19 protein-coding genes are annotated in these 23,890 nt (G+C 70.1%); 9 read left to right on the top strand and 10 right to left on the bottom strand.

What is annotated here, in order from left to right:
- Positions 1-222 precede the first annotated feature (222 nt).
- Positions 223-2,040: a hypothetical protein gene (locus ACFJGV_RS17145; RefSeq protein WP_378145274.1), complete on the top strand. Its 1,818-nt coding sequence runs from the start codon at positions 223-225 to the stop codon at positions 2,038-2,040.
- Here the strand turns inward: ACFJGV_RS17145 and ACFJGV_RS17140 are convergent.
- Together ACFJGV_RS17140 and ACFJGV_RS17135 are read right to left on the bottom strand one after the other, a co-directional pair.
- Complete coding sequence (locus ACFJGV_RS17140; RefSeq protein ID WP_378145272.1) at positions 2,012-4,438, bottom strand: ATP-dependent helicase; 2,427 nt, start codon at positions 4,436-4,438, stop codon at positions 2,012-2,014. The two genes, ACFJGV_RS17145 and ACFJGV_RS17140, sit on opposite strands and share 29 nt — an antisense overlap.
- 33 nt (positions 4,439-4,471) lie before the next feature.
- The gene (locus tag ACFJGV_RS17135) at positions 4,472-5,473 is read right to left on the bottom strand and encodes a glycerophosphodiester phosphodiesterase family protein (RefSeq protein WP_378145270.1); all 1,002 of its coding nucleotides are present in this window, start codon (positions 5,471-5,473) and stop codon (positions 4,472-4,474) included.
- Positions 5,474-5,585: 112 nt separating this feature from the next.
- Here ACFJGV_RS17135 and ACFJGV_RS17130 point away from each other — a divergent pair, with 112 nt between their 5' ends.
- From ACFJGV_RS17130 to ACFJGV_RS17120, 3 genes are all read left to right on the top strand, one after another.
- A complete protein-coding gene (locus tag ACFJGV_RS17130) occupies positions 5,586-6,407 on the top strand; it encodes a Bax inhibitor-1/YccA family protein (RefSeq protein WP_378145269.1) in 822 nt (273 codons plus the stop codon).
- Between the two features lie 127 nt (positions 6,408-6,534).
- Positions 6,535-7,527: a DUF418 domain-containing protein gene (locus ACFJGV_RS17125; RefSeq protein WP_378145267.1), complete on the top strand. Its 993-nt coding sequence runs from the start codon at positions 6,535-6,537 to the stop codon at positions 7,525-7,527.
- Positions 7,524-8,606 (top strand): DUF418 domain-containing protein, encoded by a 1,083-nt coding sequence (locus tag ACFJGV_RS17120; protein ID WP_378145265.1) that lies wholly within the window; start codon positions 7,524-7,526, stop codon positions 8,604-8,606. The genes ACFJGV_RS17125 and ACFJGV_RS17120 overlap by 4 nt, the downstream gene beginning before the upstream one ends.
- A 3-nt stretch (positions 8,607-8,609) precedes the next feature.
- Here the strand turns inward: ACFJGV_RS17120 and guaA are convergent, their stop codons facing one another.
- The 7 genes from guaA to ACFJGV_RS17085 all read right to left on the bottom strand — a co-directional run bounded on the left by guaA (position 8,610) and on the right by ACFJGV_RS17085 (position 16,418).
- Positions 8,610-10,223 (bottom strand): glutamine-hydrolyzing GMP synthase, encoded by a 1,614-nt coding sequence (gene guaA / locus ACFJGV_RS17115; RefSeq protein ID WP_378148761.1) that lies wholly within the window; start codon positions 10,221-10,223, stop codon positions 8,610-8,612.
- On the bottom strand, positions 10,219-10,671 hold the full coding sequence (locus ACFJGV_RS17110) for a DUF3817 domain-containing protein (RefSeq protein ID WP_378145264.1): 453 nt from the start codon (positions 10,669-10,671) through the stop codon (positions 10,219-10,221). The genes guaA and ACFJGV_RS17110 overlap by 5 nt, the downstream gene beginning before the upstream one ends.
- A 4-nt stretch (positions 10,672-10,675) precedes the next feature.
- Positions 10,676-11,476 carry an SURF1 family protein gene (locus ACFJGV_RS17105; RefSeq protein ID WP_378145263.1) on the bottom strand — a complete coding sequence of 267 codons (801 nt, stop codon included), beginning with the start codon at positions 11,474-11,476 and terminating at the stop codon, positions 10,676-10,678.
- A complete protein-coding gene (locus tag ACFJGV_RS17100) occupies positions 11,473-12,870 on the bottom strand; it encodes a cation:proton antiporter (protein ID WP_378145262.1) in 1,398 nt (465 codons plus the stop codon). The genes ACFJGV_RS17105 and ACFJGV_RS17100 overlap by 4 nt, the downstream gene beginning before the upstream one ends.
- Before the next feature lie 12 nt (positions 12,871-12,882).
- Positions 12,883-13,416 carry a cation:proton antiporter regulatory subunit gene (locus tag ACFJGV_RS17095; RefSeq protein WP_378145260.1) on the bottom strand — a complete coding sequence of 178 codons (534 nt, stop codon included), beginning with the start codon at positions 13,414-13,416 and terminating at the stop codon, positions 12,883-12,885.
- Between the two features lie 117 nt (positions 13,417-13,533).
- Positions 13,534-15,258 (bottom strand): glycerol-3-phosphate dehydrogenase/oxidase, encoded by a 1,725-nt coding sequence (locus ACFJGV_RS17090; RefSeq protein WP_378145259.1) that lies wholly within the window; start codon positions 15,256-15,258, stop codon positions 13,534-13,536.
- Positions 15,259-15,299: 41 nt separating this feature from the next.
- The gene (locus ACFJGV_RS17085) at positions 15,300-16,418 is read right to left on the bottom strand and encodes a GuaB3 family IMP dehydrogenase-related protein (protein WP_378145258.1); all 1,119 of its coding nucleotides are present in this window, start codon (positions 16,416-16,418) and stop codon (positions 15,300-15,302) included.
- A gap of 55 nt (positions 16,419-16,473) precedes the next feature.
- On the opposite strand from ACFJGV_RS17085, the gene ACFJGV_RS17080 reads away from it, so the two are divergent.
- Positions 16,474-17,691, top strand: a complete 1,218-nt coding sequence (locus ACFJGV_RS17080; RefSeq protein ID WP_378145257.1) for an alpha/beta hydrolase family protein — start codon at positions 16,474-16,476, stop codon at positions 17,689-17,691.
- 42 nt (positions 17,692-17,733) lie between these two features.
- Here ACFJGV_RS17080 and guaB read toward each other — a convergent pair whose 3' ends face one another.
- The gene (guaB, locus tag ACFJGV_RS17075) at positions 17,734-19,233 is read right to left on the bottom strand and encodes an IMP dehydrogenase (RefSeq protein WP_378145255.1); all 1,500 of its coding nucleotides are present in this window, start codon (positions 19,231-19,233) and stop codon (positions 17,734-17,736) included.
- A gap of 336 nt (positions 19,234-19,569) precedes the next feature.
- Here guaB and ACFJGV_RS17070 point away from each other — a divergent pair, with 336 nt between their 5' ends.
- Genes ACFJGV_RS17070 through ACFJGV_RS17055 form a run of 4 tightly spaced genes read left to right on the top strand, consistent with a single transcriptional unit; the run spans position 19,570 to position 23,655 of the window.
- Positions 19,570-20,856: a branched-chain amino acid ABC transporter permease gene (locus ACFJGV_RS17070; protein ID WP_378145253.1), complete on the top strand. Its 1,287-nt coding sequence runs from the start codon at positions 19,570-19,572 to the stop codon at positions 20,854-20,856.
- A gap of 12 nt (positions 20,857-20,868) precedes the next feature.
- The gene (locus ACFJGV_RS17065) at positions 20,869-21,858 is read left to right on the top strand and encodes a branched-chain amino acid ABC transporter permease (RefSeq protein WP_378145251.1); all 990 of its coding nucleotides are present in this window, start codon (positions 20,869-20,871) and stop codon (positions 21,856-21,858) included.
- Positions 21,848-22,858 (top strand): ABC transporter ATP-binding protein, encoded by a 1,011-nt coding sequence (locus ACFJGV_RS17060; RefSeq protein ID WP_378145250.1) that lies wholly within the window; start codon positions 21,848-21,850, stop codon positions 22,856-22,858. Before ACFJGV_RS17065 ends, ACFJGV_RS17060 begins: the two co-directional genes overlap by 11 nt.
- Positions 22,855-23,655, top strand: a complete 801-nt coding sequence (locus ACFJGV_RS17055; protein WP_378145248.1) for an ABC transporter ATP-binding protein — start codon at positions 22,855-22,857, stop codon at positions 23,653-23,655. The genes ACFJGV_RS17060 and ACFJGV_RS17055 overlap by 4 nt, the downstream gene beginning before the upstream one ends.
- The last annotated feature ends 235 nt before the right edge of the window (positions 23,656-23,890 follow it).

The raw sequence follows: 23,890 nt of genomic DNA, 5'->3' as shown, positions 1-23,890 counted from the left end.
CCGCGTGACGAGATCGTCCCCGGTCTGTTACCGGGGCACGACGACATGGCGCGGAACAGGGGTCGTTCCCTCGCTCCGCTCCGAACACCACATTGAACTCTACTCCGCCGCGGCGACCGCTCCCTGCCGCCCGGCTCCTGCACAGTGGGCCCCCACCGCGGTCCCCTCCCCAGATTCGTCGAGACCCCCGCGCGACGACGAACCGGCCGGGATCCTGTCGGCATGAAACGTTCCGGTGCTCTCCTCCTCGTCCTCCTGCTCGCTGCGATCGGAGTGATGCTGCCCGCCGCGGCCGCCTCCGCCGTCGCGATGAGCGGCCACGCCTTCGGCTTCATCTGGCGGGTCGACCGGACCTCCTGGATCGGCTCGTACCGGCTGGCCGACGGCTCCCCAGGGTTCTGCCTCGACGTCACCAAGCCCTCCCCGCTCCGCTCGACGTTCCACTACGAGGACGGCGCGGCGTCCGGGCAGTGGTCGACCGACGAGCTCGCCCTGCTGGCGTACCTGTCCCGCGTGTGGACCCCCACCGCCGACCCCGTCGTCGCCGCCGGGGCGCAGCTGGCGATCTGGCGCCTCACCGGACTCGGCGGTCACGGCCCGGACTGGTACGCGCAGCGGGCCAACGAGTCGGGACTGAACGTGCTCGCCATGTCCGACGCGATCCTCGACGAGACCCGACGCGAGGCATCGAGGGGCGCGTCGGCCACCCTCTCCCTCGACCTCGCCGGGCGACGGCTCACCGGAGACGTGCTCGTCGACCGCGTCTCGAGCGGGCCCACCCCGGCGCCACCCGGGAGCCACCGGGGCTTCGCCCACCTGACCGGGGCGACGTTCGTGGGCGGCAGCCCCGACGCCGACCTCGACAACGGCGTCCCCCTCGAGATCGTGCCCGATCCCGGCGTGGCGGTCGAGGAGGTCACGGTCTCCGTCGGCTTCCTCGGGCTCCCCTACGGCACCGACGTCACGGTCGCCCGGTCCGAGAACGGCACACAAGACCTCCTGATGCACAACCCGCGGCCGCTGGCGGTGTACGCCTCCGCCAGCGCGTCCGCTCCGTCACCGCTCCCCTTCCAGCCCGTCGTCACCACCGCGACCTCCGAGCAGACGGCCTCCGCCGGCGCCTCGATCCACGACGATCTCCACCTCGACGCCGGCCCCGGCGGGCTCGGGGTGTGGGGCGTGTACGACGACTCCGGCACGATGCGACCCGTGCCCGTCGTCATCGAGAGCACGCTCTGGGGTCCGCTCGACGCCCGGCCCGAACCCGTCTCGGCCCCTCCGGCGGGCGCACCCGCGGCCTGCCGTGTGGAGACCGTGGCCGACGCCGGGCCGGGCCGGTACCGCTCACCCGACTGCGTGCTCCCGTCCGCCGGCTGGTACACCTGGACGGCGTCCATCGACCCCGCCCGCACCCCGCCGGAGCGCGGCGGCGGACGGATCTCGCCCTTCGCCTCCGGCTGGGGCGATGCCGTCGAGACGAGCCTCGCTCTCGCGCCGCCGACGATCACGACCGAGGCGAGCGTCGACCGGATCGACGGGGAGGGCTGCGTCAGCGACCGGCTCCTGGTGTCGGGGCTCCCCGAGGGCGCACCCGAGGTGCCGATCACCTCGACCCTCATCGGTCCCCTGCCTGAGGCACCGCGGCCGGGGACGGTCGACGCCGGATGGCGCACGCTCCCTCAGGCGGGGTCTACCGTGCTCACGGTGACGGGGAACGGCCGTCACGAGACCGCGTGCATCCCGGTCGCGGGGCCGGGCCATTACTACTTCGTGCTCGACTCCCCCGGGGCGCCCGCCGCGCCCGACGCCCTGCCCGCGTTCGAGGACGCGACGGTCTACAAGTCGGAGTCGCTCGTCGTCACCGCCCCGGCGGCTCCTGCCCCGCCCCCGGTCCCCCTCGGCGGTCTGCCCCGGACGGGTGGCGCATCCGGTCTCGACGGCCCGTGGGGTCCGATGGGCGCCGCCGCGCTCCTCGCCGGGCTGGGGCTGATGCTCCTCGCCGCGAGACGGCTCAGATCTTCTCGATCGGGGCGATCTTGATGAGGAGCTTCTTGCGCCCGGCCGCCTCGAACGTCACATGAGCCACACGCTTCGCCCCCTCGCCCGTGACCTGCTCGACGCGGCCCTCGCCGAAGTCGGTGTGCCGGATGCGGTCGCCCGGCGCCAGCTCGAGGTCGCCGTTGTCGCGGACCTGGCCGGTGACCCGGTTCGCCCACTCGGTCTTCGGCTTGGGCGCGATGTAGACCGGGCCGTCGTTCCAGCGCGACGAACCCGGTCGGGCGGCGTTCAGCGCCCGAGGCTGGGTCCCGCCGCGGGAGGTCGCACCACCGGGCGACTGGACCCAGTCGACCAGATCGCCCGGGATCTCCTGCAGGTAGCGGCTCGGCATGGCGACCGAGGTCTCGCCGAACTGCGCGCGCGTCATCGCCAGGGTGAGGAACAGCCGCTTGCGCGCACGGGTGATGCCCACGTAGAACAGTCGCCGCTCCTCCGCCGGGCCGCCGGGCTCGTTGGCCGACATGCGGTGCGGGATGAGGTCCTCCTCGACACCCGTGATGAACACGGCGTCGAACTCGAGGCCCTTCGCGGTGTGCAGCGTCATCATCGACACCGTGCCGCTGGCGTCGTCGAGCTCGTCGACGGCGGCGACCAGCGACACCTCCGTGAGGAAGTCGACCAGCGTTCCACCGGGGGTGTTGACCTGGAACTCCTTGGTCACCGCCAGGAGCTCCTCGACGTTCTCGGCTCTCGCCTCGTCCTGAGGGTCGCGACTGGCACGCAACGTGGTCACGTACCCGCTGCGTTCGATGAGCAGGGTCAGCACCTCACTCACCCGGGCCGGGCCGCTGGCGCGCTCGGGATCGGCCAGTTCGGCGGCCTCGTCGAGCAGCGTGGCGAGATCGACGATGGCCTTCGTCACCTTCGGGCCGAGGCCGAGCTCCGGTGCGCGCCGCATGGCCTCCCGGTACGAGATCTGCTCGCGCTCGGCGAAGCCGGCCAGCTGCGTCTCGGTGGCGGGGCCGATGCCGCGCTTCGGGGTGTTGAGGATTCGCCGCAGCGCGAGGGCGTCGAACGGGTTGGCGACGCTCGTGAGGTACGCCATCACATCCTTGATCTCGGCGCGCTCGTAGAACTTGGTGCCGCCGAGCACGCGATAGGGCACGGCGGAGCGGATGAAGATCTCCTCCAGCGCACGGGTCTGCGAGTTGGTGCGGTAGAAGACGGCCATCTCGTTGTAGGCGATGCCGTCGTCGTGCAGCTTGGCGATCTCGTCGGCGACGAACTGGGCCTCGTCGTGGCCGGAGTACCCGGTGTAGCCGACGATCTTCGCGCCGTCGCCCATCGCCGTCCAGAGGTTCTTGTCTTTACGGTCGAAGTTGTTCGAGATCACCGCGTTGGCCGCCGAGAGGATGTTCTGCGTCGAACGGTAGTTCTGCTCGAGCAGCACGACCTCGGCGCCGGGGAAGTCGCGCTCGAACTCGACGATGTTGCGGATGTCGGCACCGCGGAAGGCGTAGATCGACTGGTCGGAGTCGCCCACGACGGTGAGCGAGGCGCCGCCGTTCGCGGCCGACGTCACCCCCTCCAGCTCGTTCGAGCGCGGCGGCCGCGTGAGCTCGCGGATGAGCGAGTACTGCGCGTGGTTCGTGTCCTGGTACTCGTCGACGAGGACGTGACGGAAGCGCGTGCGGTAGCGGTCGGCGACGTCGGGGAACGCACGGAACAGGTAGACGGTCTGGCTGATGAGGTCATCGAAGTCGAAGGCGTTCGCGGCCTGGAGGGCGCGCGCGTACTCCGAGTAGAGCTGCGAGAAGACGGCGTCCTGGGGGTCGGAGTAGTTCGCCTGACGCGCGTAGGTCTCGGCGTCGGTCAGCTCGTTCTTGAGCTTCGAGATGCGCCCCGCCACCTGGGGCACGGTGTAGCCGTAGGTGTCGGCCTGGAGGTCTTTGATGAGTCTCTTGATCAGCGCACGGCTGTCGGCCGAGTCGTAGATGGTGAAGGCGCGTGTGAAGCCGAAGCTCTCGGCCTCCCGCCGCAGGATGCGCACGCAGGCGGAGTGGAAGGTCGAGATCCACATGCCCTCGGCGATGCCGCCGAGCAGGTGCGAGACGCGCTCGCGCATCTCGGCGGCCGCCTTGTTGGTGAACGTGATCGCGAGGATCTGGCTCGGCCACGCCTCCCGATTGCGGATGAGGCTCGCGATGCGGTGCGTCAGCACCCGGGTCTTGCCACTGCCCGCCCCCGCCACGATGAGCAGGGCGGTGCCCCGGTACTCCACCGCGGTGCGCTGCTCGGGGTTGAGCCCGTCGAGCAGCGGATCGGAGGCGCCGTCGGCGGCTCGCGGGCCCGCGGCGGGGTCGACGATGACCGGCACGATGCTCGGCGTGGCGGTCGAGTCGGACGCGTCGGTTCGGGTGCGGTCGGAGGGCGCTGTCATGTCGGCGACAAGCCTAAGCGCTGGTGCCGACACTCAGACCAGCGCCGACCGCCTCACCGCGAGAGCCAGATCGGGGTGGTCGGCGAACACGCCGTCGACGCCCGTCGCGAGGACGGCGGCGAACTCCGTCTCCCAGTCCCCCCGGCCGTCGGCGGGCCCCCTCCGATGGCGGTCCTCCAGGTACACGTTCTCGGGGCGGAGCGTCCAGGTGTACACGAGCAGGCCGCGATCGTGGGCTCGCGCCACCAGCCCCGCGCCGTCAGCGCCCTCCCCCACCAGCACGGCCTTGTCCACGCTGATGCCGGCGACCTCCGACGCCAGGCGGTCGAGGCCGGCGTCCGTGAGCATCGCGGCGCTGTCGAGCGGAGCCGGGCCCCTCCCGATCGCGCTCTGCCGCGCCAGGTCCCAGGGCACTCCGGTCCGCTCCAGGAGCAGCACGCGCCGGGCCGGCGGCATCCGCGCGGCCACCCGGCGGAGCGCCGTGGGCTCGAACGACTCGATCACCAGGCGGTCGTCCGCGTCGCTCCAGCCCGCCGCGGCCAGCTCGTCCGCCACGGCCGCGACGGCGTCGAGCCCCCTCTCCGCGAAGTGCGCCGCGTGCTTGATCTCGACCACCACCCCGGGCCGGCTGCCGTCGGCGCGCCTGCGGTCGCAGACGGCGAGCACGTCGCGCAGCCGCAGGATCGCGCCCTCCCCGTCGTGTGCTGCGCTCAGCGGACGGAGACCCGGGTGGGGTTCCCGCGCCCGCAGGGTCGAGAGCTCCTCCCAGGTGAGGTCCTCCGTGAACCAGCCCGTCAGCAGCTGGCCGTCGACCGACCGCGTCCGTCGGCGAGCGGCGAACTCCGGGCGCTGGGCGATGTCCGTCGTCCCCGAGATCTCGTTCTCGTGGCGGATGACGGGCACGCCGTCCTTCGACAGCACCACGTCGGGTTCGACGGCATCCGCCCCCTGCTCCGAAGCGAGCAGGTACGCGGCGAGCGAGTGCTCGGGACGATGGCCCGAGGCGCCCCGATGGGCGATGACGGCGGCGGACACGTCGAGAACACTACGGATCGATGGTTGCCGGCGCTTAACTTCCAGTGGATGCCAATGAACCGCCCGGTAGATTTGTGGGGTCACCGTTCGTTCCCAGCAGATTGAGACTGAGATGGCACTCGACAACCCCGCGTTCTCGCGGAACCCCGTCTTCAACGGCAAGGGCAAGCCGGCGCAGGCGCCGACGATCTCCGCCGATGGGTTGCAGGAGATGTACGACCGCCCGGCCGCCACCACGGCCGAGACCGGTCGCATGAGCTACGACGACACGATCGTGAAGACGGTCCTGTGCTTCGTGCTGGTCCTCGCGGGTGCGGTCGTCACGTTCGCGGCGATCTCGTTCGGCGCGATGGCCCTGGGTCTCGGCCTCACCATCGTCGGGGCGCTCGGGGCGTTCGCCCTCGGCCTCGTCAACTCGTTCAAGCGCGAGCCGTCGGCCGCCCTCATCCTGCTGTACTCGGCGCTCCAGGGTCTCGCCATCGGCGGCATCTCCGGCCTGTTCGAGCTGCGCTGGTCGGGCATCGTCGTGCAGGCGGTCCTCGGCACCCTCGCCGTCTTCGGCGTGGTCCTCGCCCTGTTCGCGAGTGGCAAGGTGCGTGCCTCGAAGCGCGCGACCAAGGTGTTCCTCGTGGCCCTCATCGGCTACGCGGTGTTCTCGCTGGTCAACCTGGTCCTGATGTGGACCAACGTCGTGCCCGACGCCTTCGGCCTCCGCAGTGTGACCGTCTTCGGCATCCCTCTGGGCCTCATCATCGGCGTCTTCGCAGTGGTGCTGTGCGCGTACTCGCTCGTGCTCGACTTCGACTTCATCAAGCGCGGCGTCGAGTCGGGCGCTCCGCGCAAGTTCGGCTGGACCGGCGCGTTCGGACTGGTGATGACGCTGGTGTGGCTGTACCTCGAGATCCTCCGCATCATCGCGATCTTCAGGAACTGACCCGATCAGCTCTCCGAGAGACGACGTCGACGGGGCCATCCGACAGGGTGGCCCCGTCTCGTCGTCTGCCCCCAGGAGAAGTCGCCTCCTCGGCCTCGACGTCGCCCGCGGACTGGCCCTCTTCGGCATGGTCTACGCCCATGTCGTGCCCGACAACGGGGTCGAGTCGATCTTCGACGGCCGTTCGGCCATGCTGTTCGCCAGCGTCTCGGGCGTCTCCCTCGGGCTGATGTCCGGCGGCGCGCGCAGGCCGCGCCCGGCCAACGTCCCCGGGCTGGCGCGGAAGATCGCCGTGCGGGGCGGGGTGCTCATCGCTCTCGGGCTGTGGTTCGCCTCGCTCGCCACGCCGATCGCGACCATCTTCGACGTGTACGGCCTGCTCTTCCTTCTCGCGATCCCGCTGCTGGCGGTCCCGCGGCGCTACCTCGCGCTGCTCCTCATCGCGGCCGTGTCGAGCGGGCCGGCGATCACGAACCGGCTGGCGCAGATCGCCGCGGAACCCGGCAGCCTCCTCCACACCGCGACCAGCGGCGAGTGGGGCGGCCACCTCGGTCGTTGGCTCACCGGCCACTTCCCGGTCGCGACCTGGTCGGCGCTCGTCATCGCCGGACTGCTGCTGGCCCGGTGCGATCTCCGCGCCCGGAGCACGCAGGCCGGCGCCGTGGTGCTCGGCGGCGGCGCGGCCCTGCTCGCCTACGCCGTGACCGCGTCCACCGACGAGACCTCGGCCGCGCACACCAACTCGACGTGGGAGGTGCTCGGCTCGGGCGGCCTCGCGATCGCGGTCATCGGTGCGCTGTGCCTGGCGTTCGACCTGGCGGCCGAGAACGGTTGGACCGTCGCCGCGCGCCTGTCGAGCCCGCTCGCCTCCATCGGCTCGATGCCCCTCACCCTCTACTGCGCCCACTTCGCCGTGATCGCGATCATCACCGCTCCCCTGCCCCTCGGCGGCGACCCGGAGGAGTGGCAGAGCGTGTTCCTGCTGATCGCGATGAGCGCACTGGGGGTGGTGTTCGCCATGCTCTGGCGGCGCTGGTTCCGTCAGGGGCCGCTCGAATGGGCGATCGGCGTCCTCGCCTCTCCCCGAACCGCCCTCCGGCCCCGCAGGATGGACGCATGACCACCACGCGGGCCCTCGCCGCCCTCGACCGCCGCATCCGCGGTCTCGACGCGGCACGCGGCCTCGCGCTCCTCGGGATGCTGTACGCGCACGCCATCCCCGACGGACGCACCGAGACGGTGTTCGACGGCAGGTCATCGATCCTCTTCGCCACCATCGCGGGTGTCTCGCTCGGGCTCATGTCCGGTGGGGAACGGCGCCTGGCCCGCGGACACCGCGGCCGTGTCGCGGTGTCGATCGCCATCCGAGCCCTGCTCCTCATCGCCCTCGGCGTGGGGCTCACGCTGCTCGACACCCCGCTCGCCATCATCCTCGACACGTACGGCTTCCTGTTCCTCGTGATGCTGCCGCTGCTGTTCGCTCCGTGGATCGTGGCCGCCGTCGTCGGGGTGCTGGCGGTGGTCGCGGGCCCGATCCTCGTGGAGGCGCTCATGCGGCTCCACGGTGATCCGTCGTCGGCGTTCGGCGCGGCCACCAGGGACTGGGCCTACTTCCCATACGAGTGGATCGCGGGACACTACCCCGCACTCGTCTGGATCGCCTATCTGGTCATCGGCCTCCTCATCGCGCGGGCCGGGGTCCTGCGTCGCCGCACGCAGATCGCCCTCGTCGCCGGAGGCGGAGCGGTCACGCTCGTGGTCTACGTCGGTGCCGCCCTCCTCGGCGATCCCGTGCGCGAGCACACGAACACCACATGGGAGGCACTGGCCGGCGGGGGACTCGCCGCGGCGGTGATCGGGCTCCTCACCTGGCTGCTCGATGTGACACCGGCACGGATGCGCACGGTGCTCGGCTGGGTCACGTATCCCCTGCGGGCGGCCGGATCGATGCCGGTCACGCTCTACACGGGGCAGGTGGTGGCGATCGCCCTCGTCATCGCGACCGGCGCCGCTCCGGCCGGCTTCCTCGCCTGGCAGAGCGTTCCGCTGTTCGCGACCCTGCTGCTGGCGTCGCTCGCCTTCGCGTCGCTGTGGCACATCCTGTTCGAGCAGGGTCCGCTCGAGTGGATCATGGCGCGCCTGGCGCGCCGACGCCCCTGGAGGCGCGAACGGCTCACCCCGGCATCGCGGCCGGAGTGAGCGTCACTCCCACTCGATGGTGCCCGGCGGCTTCGACGTCACGTCGAGCACGACGCGGTTGACGTCGGCGACCTCGTTGGTGATGCGGTTCGAGATGCGCGCGAGGAGGTCGTAGGGCAGCCTCGTCCAATCCGCGGTCATCGCGTCCTCGCTGGAGACCGGACGGAGCACGATCGGGTGGCCGTAGGTGCGACCATCGCCCTGCACACCCACCGATCGCACGTCGGCGAGGAGCACGACGGGGCACTGCCAGATGTCCTGGTCGAGGCCCGCGCCGGTGAGCTCCTGGCGCACGATGAGGTCGGCCTCACGGAGGATCGCGAGTCGCTCGGCGGTGACGGCGCCCACGATGCGGATGCCGAGGCCCGGGCCGGGGAACGGCTGACGCGAGACGATGACCTCGGGCACGCCGAGCTCGCGGCCGATGGCGCGCACCTCGTCCTTGAAGAGGGTGCGCAGCGGCTCGACCAGCTCGAACTCCACGTCGTCGGGCAGACCGCCGACGTTGTGGTGGCTCTTGATGTTGGCGGTGCCCGCGCCGCCCCCCGACTCGACGACGTCGGGGTACAGGGTGCCCTGGACGAGGAAGCGGATGGGGTCGCCCTCGGCCGCCGCCTCGGCTACCAGCTCGGCCTGCGCGCGCTCGAAGGTGCGGATGAACTCGCGGCCGATGATCTTGCGCTTCTGCTCGGGATCGGTGACCCCGTCGAGCGCGGAGAGGAACTGCTCGCGGGCGTCGACCGTGATGAGCCGCACGCCGATCGAGTCGACGTAGTCGTTCTCGACCTGCTCGCGCTCGCCCTCGCGCAGCAGGCCGTGGTCGACGAGCACGCAGACGAGCTGATCGCCGACGGCCTTGTGCACGAGCGCGGCCGCCACGGCCGAGTCGACGCCGCCGGAGAGAGCGCAGAGCACACGACCGGTGCCGACCTGCGCACGGATCGCGGCGACCTGGTCGGCGATCACGTTGTCGGGGTTCCAGTCGGCCGGGATGCCGGCCGCGCGGTGGAGGAAGTTCTCGATGACGCCCTGGCCGTACGTGGTGTGCTTCACCTCGGGGTGCCACTGCACGCCGTAGAGGCCGCGCGACGGCGACGCGAAGGCCGCCACCGGGGTCGACGCGGTGGACGCGAGCACGTCGAAGCCCTCGGGTGCCGCGGTGACGGAGTCGCCGTGGCTCATCCACACCGTCTGCGCGTCGGGCTGGTCGCCGAGCAGCTGGCCGCCGCCCTCCCCGTCGACGCTCATGTCGGTGGCGCCGTACTCGCGGGCGCCGGTCTTCTCGACGGTGCCGCCGAGCGCCTGCGCCATCACCTGGAAGCCGTAGCAGATGCCCATGACCGGTACCCCCAGGTCGAGGATGCCCGAGTCGAGCGCCGGAGCACCCTCCTCGTACACGCTCGACGGGCCACCGGAGAGGACGATGCCCACCGGGTTCTTGGCGGCGACCTCGGCGGCCGAGATGTCGTGGGGCACGATCTCGGAGTACACGTTCGCCTCGCGCACTCGGCGTGCGATGAGCTGCGCGTACTGGGCGCCGAAGTCGACGACGAGGACGGGACGGGTGAGCTGGTCGTGCGCGAGCTCGGCGTCGCCCGACGGGGTGTTCTCGCTAATGAGCGGCCTCCACTGACTGCTGATCGGCTGCGGCCTGGGCCTCACGGTCTGCGAGGTAGGCGGTGACCTCGCGGGCGATGCGCGCCTCGAGGAAGAAGGACAGGAACGGGACGACCCCACCGAGGGCGATGAGGATGAAACGCGTGAACGGCCAGCGCATCAGGCTCCAGAGGTGGATGTCGCTGGCGAGGTAGACCACGTAGAACCACCCGTGGATGATGAGCACACCCGTCGAGAGGTTGACCGCGGTGACCGTGCCGACCGGCACCAGGGCGAGGAAGCCCTGCGCACCGTTCAGCTCGAGCTCGAGCCCGATCGGCGTGTACTTCAAGATCATCTCGGTGCACAGCAGGAGCAGCAGGACACCGGTGATGATCGACGCGACCCGGTAGAACGTCACAGCCCGGCGGATGCGCGGGAAGTCCTTGAGCTTGGGTTGGACCGCCATGCGACTAGCCTACCGTCGCGTCGCTGGAGTTCTCCTCGGCCTCCTCCAGCTCGCGCTGCCAGGCGTCGCGCACCAGCCGATACCAGAGGAACACCGCGAAACCGGCGAACACGACCCACTCGGCCGCGTAGAAGATGTTGAGCCAGTTCAGCTGCACCGAGCGATCGGGCGGGGGCGAGGAGATGACCCCGAGCCCGTCGGGAGCGGTCTCCGAGACGATGTAGCCGCCGTACGCCTCCGCCGTCGCATCGAACTGCGGCCAGGAGTTGATGAGCGCGGCCACGGACATGGTCCGCTCCAGCGGCCGTGATCCGTCGGAGGTGCGCTCTGACTCCGCGGCGGGGTCCTCGGGCTGCATGTAGCGCCCCTCGATGCCGACCGCGGGAGCGGGCGCCCCCGTCAGCGCCTGCACGACCTGCTCGGCGGCGGCCTGGTCGTCGGTCCAGCCGAGGGCCACCGCCACGTACGTGTCGGCCGGGTAGTCGACCTCGAACTGGCCGACCACCCAGTAGCCCTTCCGGCCGTCGTCGACACGATCGGCGAGCACGCTGTAGCCGTCGTCGACGAACCGGCCCGTGGTCGACACGATCTGCCCCACCTGATCACCGGTCAGCGGCTCCTGGGGCTGAGCGAGGTCGACCAGCGGCCGGGCCGTCTCGGTGGCTCGCTGATCGTCGACCTCGCCGTTCGACACCGCCCGCGAGAGCTGCCACTGGCTGAGGCCCCCGAAGATGGCGGCCACCGCGAGGGCGAGCAGCAGCATGCCGATCCAGCGGGGACGGCGCATCACGCTGAAGAGGGTCAATACTCGCTGTCTCTCGCGGGTCGGGTCTCGGTGTCGGCCGGAGCCTCGGGCTCGGCGTCGAACGGACGATCTGGTGCGGACGGGACGGTCGCCGCGGTCGGCCGCGTCGCCGTGGTCGGTCGCGCCCCCGTGCCGACCCCGTCCGCGTCGCCCGCGGTCGCCGCCTCCATGAGGGCGATCGCCTCGTCGGCCATCGGGTCGCGCGGGGGCTTGGCCTGGGGCTTCGGGCGCGTGCGCAGGATCACCCGCCCGATCCGCTCCGAGTTCACGGCGAGGATCGGGCCCATGACGGCCATGATAAGCACGTACAACCCGGCGAAAGGCTGGATGCGCTCGTCGAGGCCGGCCGCCAGCGCGAGCGTGGCGAGGATCAGACCGAACTCGCCCCGGTTCTGCAGGATGACGGTCGTGTTGATGCCGGCCTGCGGACCGAGTCCGTTCAGCCACGCCACGAACTGGCCCGCCCCGATGTTCAGCAGCACCGTCATGAGCACGGCCAGCAGGACCGGCCCGACGACGCTGGGGAACTGCGCCGGATCGAGACCCAGCCCGAAGTTCAGGAAGAAGAACGCGCCGAAGACGTCACGCAACGGGATGGCGATCTGCTCGATGCGATTGCGGAACCGGGTCGCTCCCAGGACGAGACCGATCATGAAGGCGCCGATCGCGTCCGTCACACCGAGGATGTCGCCCAGACCGCCGAAGAACACGGCGAGGCCGAAGAACAGGATGGTGAACAACTCGACGTCGCGGGTGCGCATGACCCGCGAGACGAGCCGGCCGCCCCAGCGCGCGACCGCGAACATCGCCGCGAGGAACAGGAAGGCGATCGCGAGCTTGCCGACCACCGGCCACACCTCGGTCTCACCGCTGAGGATGACCGAGACGATCGCGAGGTAGATCGCGATGAAGAGGTCCTCGATGACGGTGACACCGAGGATCATCGGCGTCTCGCGGTTGGCGAGGCGGTTGAGCTCGATGAGGAGCTTCGTGACGATCGCGCTGGAGCTGGTCGCGGTGATGCCCGCGATCACCAGCGCCTCCCGTGTGCCCCAGCCCACCAGGAAGCCGAAGCCGATGCCCGCGGCCATGTTGATCGCCACGTAGGTGCCGCCCGAGAGCAGCAGCTTGCCCGCATTGCCGAAGAACTCGTCCTGGTCGAACTCGAGGCCGAGGTTGAACAGGAGCATGATCAGCCCGAAGACCGCGACCAGCTCGATGTACTCCCCATGGCCGAAGCTGAGCGGGAACCACGTCGTGTACGGGCTCGCGAGCAGCCCGACCACCATGTAGATGGGGATGGCGGGAAGCCCGATCAGCTTCCCCAGGCGACCGAGGACGTAGGCGATGACGAAGAGAGCGCCGAGGACGAGAAGATCAGGGCCTAGGTGCATTCGCGGCCCCGCCTAGCTGCCGGGTGGGCCGTCGAGGGCGCCGGCCTTGACCTTGGCCTCGCCGGTGCGGAAGAAGGAGAACGCCTTCGCGACCTTCTCCGGCGACCCGGCGACGACCAGGGTGTCGCCCGGGAACACCCGGAAGTCGGGCGAGGGAGCCGGGTTCGCGGAGTCGCCACGCACCACCGCGACCACGGTCAGACCGGCGATGCCGCGCTCGGCGGGGCTGCCGAGCGGCTGGCCCGCGATGTAGTCCTCGTAGTCGACGGTGAACCAGTCGATCGAGAGGCCCGGGATCTGGTCGAGGGCCGTCAGCGACTCGGTGATCTGCGTGCCGCCCAGAAGCTCGGCGAGGGTGTGGGCCTCGTCTTCGCTCAGGCGCAGCGACACCTTGTTGTTGTCGGGGCCGTCCTCCTCGTCGGAGAACGTGATGAGGTCGCTGTGCCCGGAACGGTGCGCGATGACCCCCACCTTGCCCCCGTCCGAGGTGATGAAGGTGTGAAGCACACCCACCCCGGGAAGCTTGACCCGCCGAACGTCGACCACAGCAGCACACTCCTCACGCGCTCGACATCGATTCTACCGGCGCGACAGGAGGGACCCGCCCGCCGGCGGTGCCGGTTCGCGCTGAGCGCACCGCGCGGACACCGTCCAGAGGAGTCCTCAGTCGGTCGACACGATGTCGGGCGCCTCCAAGCGCACCCGGTCCGCGGAGGCGTCGTCGGGCTGCTCCTGGCTCGCCCGCTCGGCCGCGACACGCTCGAGGTACGTCGACACCTCGCGGTCGACGCGGGCGCTGTCCCAGCCGAGGGCGTCGGCCATCAGCCGCGCCGCCACGGGAGCCGCCGAGACCCCGCGGTCCCACGACTCGATCGAGATGCGCGTGCGCCGGGCGAGGAGGTCGTCGAGGTGCAGCGCGCCCTCGTGGGTGGCGGCGTAGAGCGCCTCCACCTGCAGGTAGTCGTCGGCGCCGGGCAGCGGCTCCGCCAGCTCGGGCCGCGACGCGAGCAGCTCCAGCACCTCGCCCGTGAGCGAGCCGTAGCGGTTCAGCAGGTGCTCGACCTGTGCGAGCTCGAGGCCTGATTCCTCCGCCATGCGGGCGCGGCGGCTCCAGGCCGCCTTGTAGCCCTCCCCTCCCACCAGCGCGATGTCCTGTGTGACGCTGGCGGAGATCCGCCCGTCCATGGCCTGCACGGCCTCGTCGACCGCGTCCTTCGCCATCACGCGGTACGTGGTCCACTTGCCGCCCGCGATCACCACGAGGCCGGGGAGCGCGTGGGCGACGAGGTGCTCGCGCGAGAGCTTCGACGTCTGGTCGGACTCGCCCGCGAGCAGCGGGCGCAGCCCGGCGTAGACGCCCTCGACGTCCTCCCGGGTAAGCGGCACCGACAGCACGCTGTTGACGTGCTCGAGCAGGTAGTCGATGTCGGCCGCCGTGGCCGCCGGATGCGCCTTGTCGAGGTTCCAGTCGGTGTCGGTCGTGCCGATGAGCCAGTGCCTGCCCCACGGGATGACGAAGAGCACGCTCTTCTCGGTGCGGAGGATGAGTCCCGACTTGCCGTGGAAGCGGTCGCGCGGCACCACGAGGTGGATGCCCTTCGAGGCGCGGACGTGGAACTTGCCGCGTGTCCCGGCGAGGGACTGCGTGTCATCGGTCCAGACGCCGGTGGCGTTCACGACCTGCTTGGCGCGGATGTCGAAGCGCTCGTCGGTCTCGAGGTCGTGCACCGTGACACCCACCACCCGCTCGCCCTGACGCAGGAACTCCACGACGTTCAGGCGGCTCGCCGCGTGGGCGCCGTAGGCGGCGGCCGTGCGGACGAGGGTCGAGACGTACTTCGCGTCGTCGACCTGGGCGTCGTAGTAGGTGAGGCCGCCGATCAGCGCATCCGGCGCGAGGCTCGGCAGCAGCTCGCGGACCTGCTTCTTCGACAGATGGCGGTGATGCGGGACCCCGGGAGGCCGCCCACCGGAGTAGGAGAAGATGTCGTACAGCATCATGCCCGCGCCGATGTAGAAGCGCTCGATCACGCGCTTCTTCAGCGGATACAGGAAGCGCACCGGCTTGACCAGGTGCGGCGCGATCCGCTGCAGAAGGAGCCCGCGCTCGATGAGCGCCTCGCGGACGAGCCGGAAGTCGAGCTGCTCCAGGTAGCGGATGCCGCCGTGGACGAGCTTCGACGAACGGCTCGAAGTGCCGCTCGCCCAATCCCGGGCCTCCACGATGCCCGTGGTGAGGCCGCGGGTGACGGAGTCGAGCGCGGCCCCCGCCCCGACGATGCCTCCGCCGACGACGAGGATGTCGAGCTCGGTCGACTTCAGCGCCTCGATCGCCGCCCTGCGCTCATCCGGTCCCAGCTTCGCGGTCGGAGTCCCTGTGGCGGCCATCGTCGTCTCCCTCGCGGTGAGCGGTCTGTACGCTCGCTAACCTAATCGACTCGGTAGGGAGCGACAACGACCTCGATGCGCTGGAACTCCTTGAGGTCGGAGTACCCGGTCGTCGCCATCGAGCGCCGCAGGGCGCCCATCAGGTTCGCCGTGCCATCGGCCACGGGCGAGGGCCCGTAGAGGATCTGCTCGAGCGAGGCGACCTGGCCGACCTCGACGCGGCTGCCCCGCGGGAGCTGGGCGTGGTGCGCCTCGGCGCCCCAGTGATAGCCGCCGCCCGGCGCGTCGGAGGCCCGGGCCAGCGTGGTGCCGAGCATGACGGCGTCGGCGCCCATCGCGATCGCCTTGACGATGTCGCCCGAGGTGCCGAGGCCGCCGTCGGCGATGACGTGCACGTAGCGGCCGCCCGACTCGTCGAGGTAGTCACGGCGCGCACCGGCCACGTCGGCGACCGCGGTCGCCATCGGGGCGTGGATGCCGAGGGTGGCGCGAGTGGTCGACGCCGCCCCGCCACCGAAGCCGACGAGCACACCCGCCGCGCCCGTGCGCATGAGGTGCAGGGCGGCCGTGTACGTGGCGGCGCCGCCCACGATGACGGGCACGTCGAGTTCGTAGATGAACTTCTTGAGGTTGAGCGGCTCGACCGACTTCGAGACGTGCTCGGCGGAGACCGTCGTGCCGCGGATGACGAACAGGTCGACGCCGGCGGCCACCACGGTCTCGTAGAGCTCCTGCGTGCGCTGCGGCGAGAGGGCGCCGGCCACCGTCACTCCCGAGGCGCGGATCTCGGCCAGGCGGGCCGCCACCAGCTCGCGCTTGATCGGCTCGGAGTAGATCTCCTGCATGCGGTTGGTCGCCCGGTCGGCGGGAAGCTGTCGGATCTCGGCGAGGTAGGGCTCAGGATCCTCGTACCGGGTCCAGAGGCCCTCGAGGTCGAGCACACCCACTCCCCCGAGCTGACCGATCATGATCGCCGTCTGAGGCGAGACGACCGAGTCCATCGGGGCGCCGAGCACCGGGATGTCGAAGTGGAACGCGTCGATCGACCAGCCGATCGACACGTCCTCCGGGTCGCGGGTGCGGCGCGACGGCACGACCGCGATGTCGTCGAAGGCGTACACGCGGCGACCGCGCTTGGCGCGACCGATCTCGATTTCCATCACGCTTCATCCTATCCATCTGTCCTCGCGCGGCCCGGGGCACTAGCCTCACGCCATGAGCGAGTTCGCCGTCAAGGACGACCTGCTGGACGCGCAGACCCTCCGCGCCGCCTCCGCCGCCCTCTTCGGGGGCGCCGACATCGTCGAATGCGTCGAGATCGCGCGCCGGGTGAGAGGCACCGACCTCGACAGCTGGCACGACGAGTGGCATCGGTCGGCCGAGAGCGCGTACTCGATCGGGGTCACGGCCGAGGCGGCGGGCCAGAGCGAGACGGCGCGGCTGGCCTTCCTCCGCGCCTGCACCTACTTCCGGACGGCCGGTCTCATGCTGCTCGAGGCCCCCGTCGATCCGCGCCTGGTCGACAGCGTCGCCCGCCAGCGAGACGCCTTCCGGCGCGCGATCGCGCACTTCCGCACCCCGGTCGACGTCATCGAGATCCCGTTCGAGGGCGTCACGCTGCCCGGGTACCACTTCCGCGCCGCGGCAGACGGTGCTCGGCGCGCGACGGTGATCCTCGTGAACGGCTACGACGGCACCGTCGAGGAGAGCTACTTCTACAACGCCCAGGCCGCGCTCGACCGCGGCTACGACGTCGTCGCCTTCGACGGCCCCGGCCAGGGCTCGGTGCTCGTCGAGCAGGGGCTGCACCTTCGTCCCGACTGGGAGAACGTGATCGCTCCGGTGGTCGACTGGGTGCTCGAGCAGCCCACCACCGATCCCGACCGGGTAGCGCTCATCGGCCTCAGCCTCGGCGGGTACCTGGCCCCGCGCGCCGCCAGCGGGGAGCACCGGTTGGCCGCGTGCATCGCCGACTCGGGCTTCTACGACATGTTCGACTCGGCCGTGTCACGCATCCCCGCCCCGCTCCGCGGCAAAGCGACGGAGGACACGGGCACTCTCGCGGGCATCCTCGGGAACCTCTTCGAGTCGAGGCTCAAGAAGCCGACCGAGGGCTGGGCGATGCGGCGCGGGCTCTACGTCAACGGCGTCGACTCGATGTCCGAGTTCTTCCGCGACGCCCAGCGTTACACGCTCAAGGGCCTCGCCGAGCGGATCACGTGCCCCACGCTCGTCTGCCATGCCGAGAACGACGACATCGCCGCCTCCGCCCCCGACCTGTTCGCCGCGCTCACGGTGGAGCGGAAGCAGCTGATCACGTTCACGGTCGCCGAGGGCGCCGGGCAGCACTGCGAGGTGGGCGCACGCCAGCTCTACCTCGCGCGGTCGTTCGGGTGGCTCGACTCGATCCTCGAGCCGGCCAGGCTCGGCTGAGCGCCGGCAGCCGCTCGACCGAGACCCGAGCCGCGGTGGTGCTCAGCGGTTGTAGTTCGGCGCCTCGACCACCATCTGCACGTCGTGCGGGTGCGACTCCTTGAGCCCCGCCGCGGTGATGCGCACGAACTTGCCTTTGGACTTGAGCTCGGGGATGGTGCGCGCGCCCACGTAGAACATCGACTGACGGAGGCCGCCCGCGAGCTGGTAGGCCACGCTCGACAGCGGACCGCGGTAGGGCACCTGGCCCTCGATGCCCTCGGGGATCAGCTTGTCGTCGCTCGGCACATCCGACTGGAAGTAGCGGTCCTTCGAGTACGAGGTGCGCTCACCGCGCGTCTGCAGCGCACCGAGCGACCCCATGCCGCGGTAGGTCTTGAACTGCTTGCCGTTCTGGAAGACCAGGTCGCCGGGGCTCTCGTCGCAGCCGGCGAGCAGAGATCCCAGCATGACCGTGTCGGCGCCCGCGACGAGCGCCTTGGCGATGTCGCCGGAGTACTGCAGGCCACCGTCGGCGATGACCGGGACGTCCTTCTCGCGGGCCGCGAGGTAGGCCTCCCAGACCGCGGTCACCTGGGGCACCCCGACACCCGCGACCACACGCGTGGTGCAGATCGAGCCCGGACCCACCCCCACCTTGATGGCGTCGGCGCCCGCGTCGACGAGCGCCTGAGCGCCGGAGCGGGTGGCGACGTTGCCGCCGATGATGTCGACGCCCGCGAACGCGGAGTCGGCCTTCAGCCGTCGGATGATGTCGAGCACGCCCGCGCTGTCGCCGTTCGCGGTGTCGACCACGATCACGTCGACCCCGGCGTCGAGCAGCTGACCGGCACGCTGCCAGGCGTCGCCGAAGAACCCGATGGCGGCACCCACGCGGAGTCGGCCGGCGTCGTCCTTCGTGGCGTTGGGGTACTTCTCGCTCTTGTCGAAGTCCTTCACGGTGATCAGACCGCTGAGGCGGCCGTCGTCATCGACGATGGGGAGCTTCTCGATCTTGTGCTGCGCGAAGATCGCCACCGCGTCGTCGGGGTCGACGCCCACGCGCGCGGTGATGAGCGGCATCGGGGTCATCACGTCGCGCACGAGAGTGGTGGCCTTCTCGAACGGCGAGACGAAGCGCATGTCGCGGTTCGTGACGATGCCGAGGAGCACGCCGGACCCGTCGACCACCGGGAGCCCGCTCACGCGATAGCGACCGCACAGCTCGTCGACCTCGGCGACGGTGGCGTCGGCGGTCGTGGTGACCGGGTCGGTGACCATGCCCGACTCGGAGCGCTTCACACGGTCCACCTGCTCGGCCTGATCGGCGATCGAGAGGTTGCGGTGCAGGATGCCGAGGCCGCCCTGCCGGGCCATCGCCACCGCCATCCGCGCCTCGGTCACGGTGTCCATCGCGGCGGAGAGCAGCGGCACGGCGACCTGGATGCGGCGCGTGAGTCGCGAGGAGGTGTCGGCCTCGCTCGGGATCACGTCGGTATGACCCGGCAGCAGCATCACGTCGTCGTAGGTGAGTCCGAGAGTGCCGAACGGGTCGTTTTCCATGTGCTCCTCTTCCGCGCGCGGGATGCGGCCCGCACGCTCGCGCGCGCGATGGCCTGTGCTCGATTGTAACGAGCCGACGGCACCCCCTATTCCGGGGCACCTAACGTTGTAGATCCGTGACAACCTCGATGAAGCACCGAAACACCGTCGACACAATTCGGGGATAACGTAACCTGTCATCCACTACCGGAAAGGCGCATCGAAGACGCTGCGCACAGTCCTGAAGGGCAGAACTTGACGACACTCACCGTGCCGCACAGAAACCGACGGCCGAGGCTCTCCCGACATCTGGTCGCCGGAGTCCTCCTCGCCGTCGTCGCACTCCTCGGAGTCCTGATGTTCACATCGGGTCCGGCGTCGGCGTCGACCACCACCGACACGTCGTGCACACCGGATCCGACGACCGGCTGCATCCAGGGGACGATCAAGCAGTCGACGGGCGACCCCGCGGTCGGCGTCGAGCTGAAGGTCACCGGGGGCACCCTCGACGAGACCGTGACGACCGACGACTCCGGTCGCTGGTTCATCGCGATCACCGAGGCGGGGACGTACACCGTCGAGCTCGACGTCGACACGCTGCCTGACGGGCAGTCGCTCGACCCCGGTGCGACGAACCCGGCCACGGTGGAGGCCGCGCTCAACAAGAACACCGGGCGCATCTTCAAGCTCGCGGGCGCGTCAGGCGACGCGGGGGGCGGCACGACGCAGCAGCCGAACCCGGCGAACGCCTCGACGGGCGTCTCCTGGGAGCGCTTCCTCCAGCAGGCCGCGTCGGGTCTCCGGCTCGGGCTCCTGCTCGCGCTGGCCTCGGTCGGACTGTCGCTGATCTACGGCACCACGGGGCTGTCGAACTTCGCGCACGGTGAGCAGGTGACCCTCGGCGGCATCCTCGCCTACGTGTTCGCGAACATGCTCGGCTGGAACCTGATCCTCGCGGCCGTGGTGACGGTGATCATCTGCGCCGCGACAGGCTGGATCCAGGACTGGTTGATCTGGTCGCGCCTCAGGAAACGCGGCATGTCGAACATGCAGATGATGATCGTGACGATCGGACTCTCGCTGGCGCTGCAGTACACGTTCCAGTTCTTCATCGGAGCGGGCACCGTGCGTATCGACCGGTCGAACCCGGAGACCGTGCAGCTCGGCCCGATCGTGCTGACGCAGCAGTCGCTCTGGGCGATGCTCATCGCGGTGCTCGTCATCGCCCTCGTCGGCTTCTTCCTGCTGCGCACGCGCATCGGTCGCGCCACCCGAGCGGTGTCCGACAACCCGGCGCTGTCGGCGGCCTCGGGCATCAACGTCGACGGCATCATCCGCCTGGTCTGGACCGCCGCGGCCGGCCTCGCCGGTCTCGCCGGCATCATGCTCGGCCTGGTGCTCAACGGCATCAGCTGGCAGACCGGACTGCAGCTCCTCCTCCTGATGTTCGCCGCGGTCACCCTCGGCGGCCTTGGCACCGCGTTCGGCGCTCTCGCCGGCGCGCTCATCATCGGCATGGTGGTGGAGCTGACGAACCTCGTGCTCCCTGGCGACTTCAAGTACGCCACGGCGCTCCTCATCCTGATCCTGGTCCTGCTGTTCCGGCCTCAGGGCATCTTCGGCCGCCGCGAGCGGATCGGCTAGGAAGGGCAGATCATGAACGAATTCATGGGAACGATCAACGCGATCCTGCAGTCGGCGATCTCGCCCGGTACTGCGGCCCTGGCCATCGCGGCCATCGGCCTCAACATCCACTTCGGATACACGGGACTGCTCAACATGGGCCAGGCGGGCTTCATGCTCGTCGGCGCCTACGCCTTCGCGATCTCCATCATCAGCGGCGTGCCGCTGTGGCTGGCGGTCATCATCGCGATCCTGGCGGCCACCCTGTTCGCCCTCATCCTCGGCGTGCCCACGCTGAAGCTCCGCGGCGACTACCTCGCGATCGTCACGATCTCGGCCGCGGAGATCATCCGCATGGTCGGACGCTCGTCGCTCCTCACCGACATCACCGGCGGCTCGAACGGCCTGGTCGGCAACAGCTACCGCGATCCGTTCACGTCGCTGTCACCGCTCGGCGACGGGCAGAGCGGGTTCGGTCCGTGGAACTACGACAACACCGGATCCGACGGCTGGTGGATCCGCATCGTCGCGTGGGGTCTCGTGGCCCTCTTCAGCGTGCTGGTGTGGCTGCTCATGCGGAGCCCCTGGGGCCGAGTGCTGCGTGGCATCCGCGAGGACGAGGATGCGGTGCGCGCCCTCGGCAAGAACGTCTACTCCTACAAGATGCAGGCGCTCATCCTCGGTGGTGTGCTCGGTGCGATCGCCGGCGTGATCTACATCCTGCCCGCGTCGCTCCAGGCCGACAGCATGGGCCGCTCGATGACGTTCTTCATCTGGACGGCGCTCCTGCTCGGTGGCGCGGCGACGATCTTCGGGCCCATCCTCGGCGCGATCATCTTCTTCGCGCTGCGCCTGCTGGTGCAGGGTCTGGCCGGCCAGTTCGTGCCGGGCAGCATCATGACGTCGCAGCAGACCGAGCAGTTCTCCTGGATCCTGATCGGCATCACGCTGATGCTGGTCGTGATCTTCCGACCACAGGGCATCCTGGGTAACAAGAAGGAGCTGAGCTTCAATGCCCGATGAGACCCTCTCCCCCGCCGCCGCCCCCGCGGCCTCGGTCGCCGAGGCGGCCCGGGCGTCGCTCGCCGACGTCGACGGAGTCCCCGGTGCGGCCAAGCACGACCCGATCCTCGTGGTCGACAACGTGGTGCGCCGCTTCGGCGGCATGACCGCGGTCGACGTCGACCACCTCGAGGTGCAGCGCGGCGTCATCACCGCGCTGATCGGTCCGAACGGCGCCGGCAAGACGACGTTCTTCAACCTGATCACGGGGTTCGACAAGCCGAGCTCCGCTCCGCGCCTCATCGGAGGCCCGTCCTCCAACAAGGCGGCGAAGTGGCGGTTCGACGGCCGTTCGCTCGGATCCACCGGCGCCGCGAAGGTGGCGAAGCAGGGTATGGTGCGCACCTTCCAGCTCACCAAGGCCCTCAGCCGCATGACCGTCATGGACAACATGCTGCTCGGCGCCCGCGACCAGCCCGGCGAGAACATCTTCGCCTCCGTCGTGAAGCCCCTCTGGGCGGGGCGCGAGCGCGAGATCACCGCCAAGGCCGAGGAGCTGCTGCAGCGCTTCAAGCTCTACGAGAAGAAGGACGACCTCGCGGGCAGCCTGTCCGGCGGTCAGAAGAAGCTCCTCGAGATGGCGCGGGCGCTCATGAGCGACCCGAAGATGATCATGCTCGATGAGCCGATGGCGGGCGTGAACCCCGCGCTCACGCAGTCGCTGCTCGGGCACATCCAGTCGCTCCGCGACGAGGGCATGACCGTGCTCTTCGTCGAGCACGACATGCACATGGTCCGCCACATCTCCGACTGGGTGGTCGTCATGGCCGAGGGGCGCGTCGTGGCCGAGGGCCCGCCCGGCACCGTCATGCAGGACCAGGCCGTCATCGACGCCTACCTCGGTGCGCACCACAACACCGACCTCGGCGACGACTCCCTGCTGAGCGATGAGGTCGCGGAGACCCTCGCGGCGGAGATCGCCGAGGAGGACAAGAAGCTCGAGGAAGAGGAGAAGCGATGAGCATGGCCGCTGCGGCGCCCGCCGCCGAGCCGGTGATGAAGGCGACCGACCTGGTCGCCGGCTACGTCCCCGGCGTCAACATCCTCAACGGCTGCGACCTCGAGGTCTACCCCGGCGAGCTGATCGGCATCATCGGGCCCAACGGCGCGGGCAAGTCGACGCTGCTGAAGGCGCTGTTCGGCCTGGTGTCGATCCGCTCCGGATCCGTCACCCTCGACGGACGCGACATCACGGGCCTCAAGGCGAACAAGCTCGTGCAGGCGGGCGTGGGGTTCGTGCCCCAGACGAACAACGTCTTCCCCTCGCTCACCATCGAGGAGAACCTGCAGATGGGCCTGTTCCTGCGCCCGAAGCGGCTCAAGGAGCGCCTGGAGTACATCTACGATCTGTTCCCCGTCCTCGGCGAGCGTCGCGGCCAGCGCGCCGGGTCGCTCTCGGGCGGTGAGCGTCAGTCGGTGGCGATGGCACGGGCGCTCATGATGGACCCGTCCGTCCTGCTGCTCGACGAGCCCTCCGCGGGTCTGTCGCCGGTCCGCCAGGACGAGACGTTCATCCGCACCCGCAAGATCAACAAGACCGGTGTCACGATCATCATGGTCGAGCAGAACGCACGCCGCTGTCTGCAGATCTGCGACCGCGGCTACGTGCTCGACCAGGGCCGCAACGCCTACACCGGCACCGGCCGCGAGCTCGCCGACGACCCGAAGGTCATCGAGCTCTATCTCGGCACCCTCGCCGCCGACGTGGAGGCCGCAGAGGCCGACACGACAGGCCCGAACGCCCCCGGCGCCATCTAACCGCGCACCCCCTTGGGCGCCCGCAGCGCCCCGCAGAAGGCCCCCGCTCCGCGGGGGCCTTCTGCGTTCCCGCGTCCCCCACATGATCAAGCGCATGGGGTCACGCGCATGCGCCAACTCCGGACATCCGCCCCCTGTCGAGCCAACTCCGGACTTCCGACGGCGTGTCGCGCCGAAACTCCGGAGTTAGCCCGCCCCGGCCGGACCAAACACCCTCCATCCCTGTAGGCCGAGT

The sequence above is a fragment of the Cnuibacter sp. UC19_7 genome (genome assembly GCF_042699995.1).
Classification (GTDB): Bacteria; Actinomycetota; Actinomycetes; order Actinomycetales; family Microbacteriaceae; genus Cnuibacter.
Note: the sequence above shows the minus strand (reverse complement) of the source record. Positions and strands in the feature narration are given on the sequence as shown.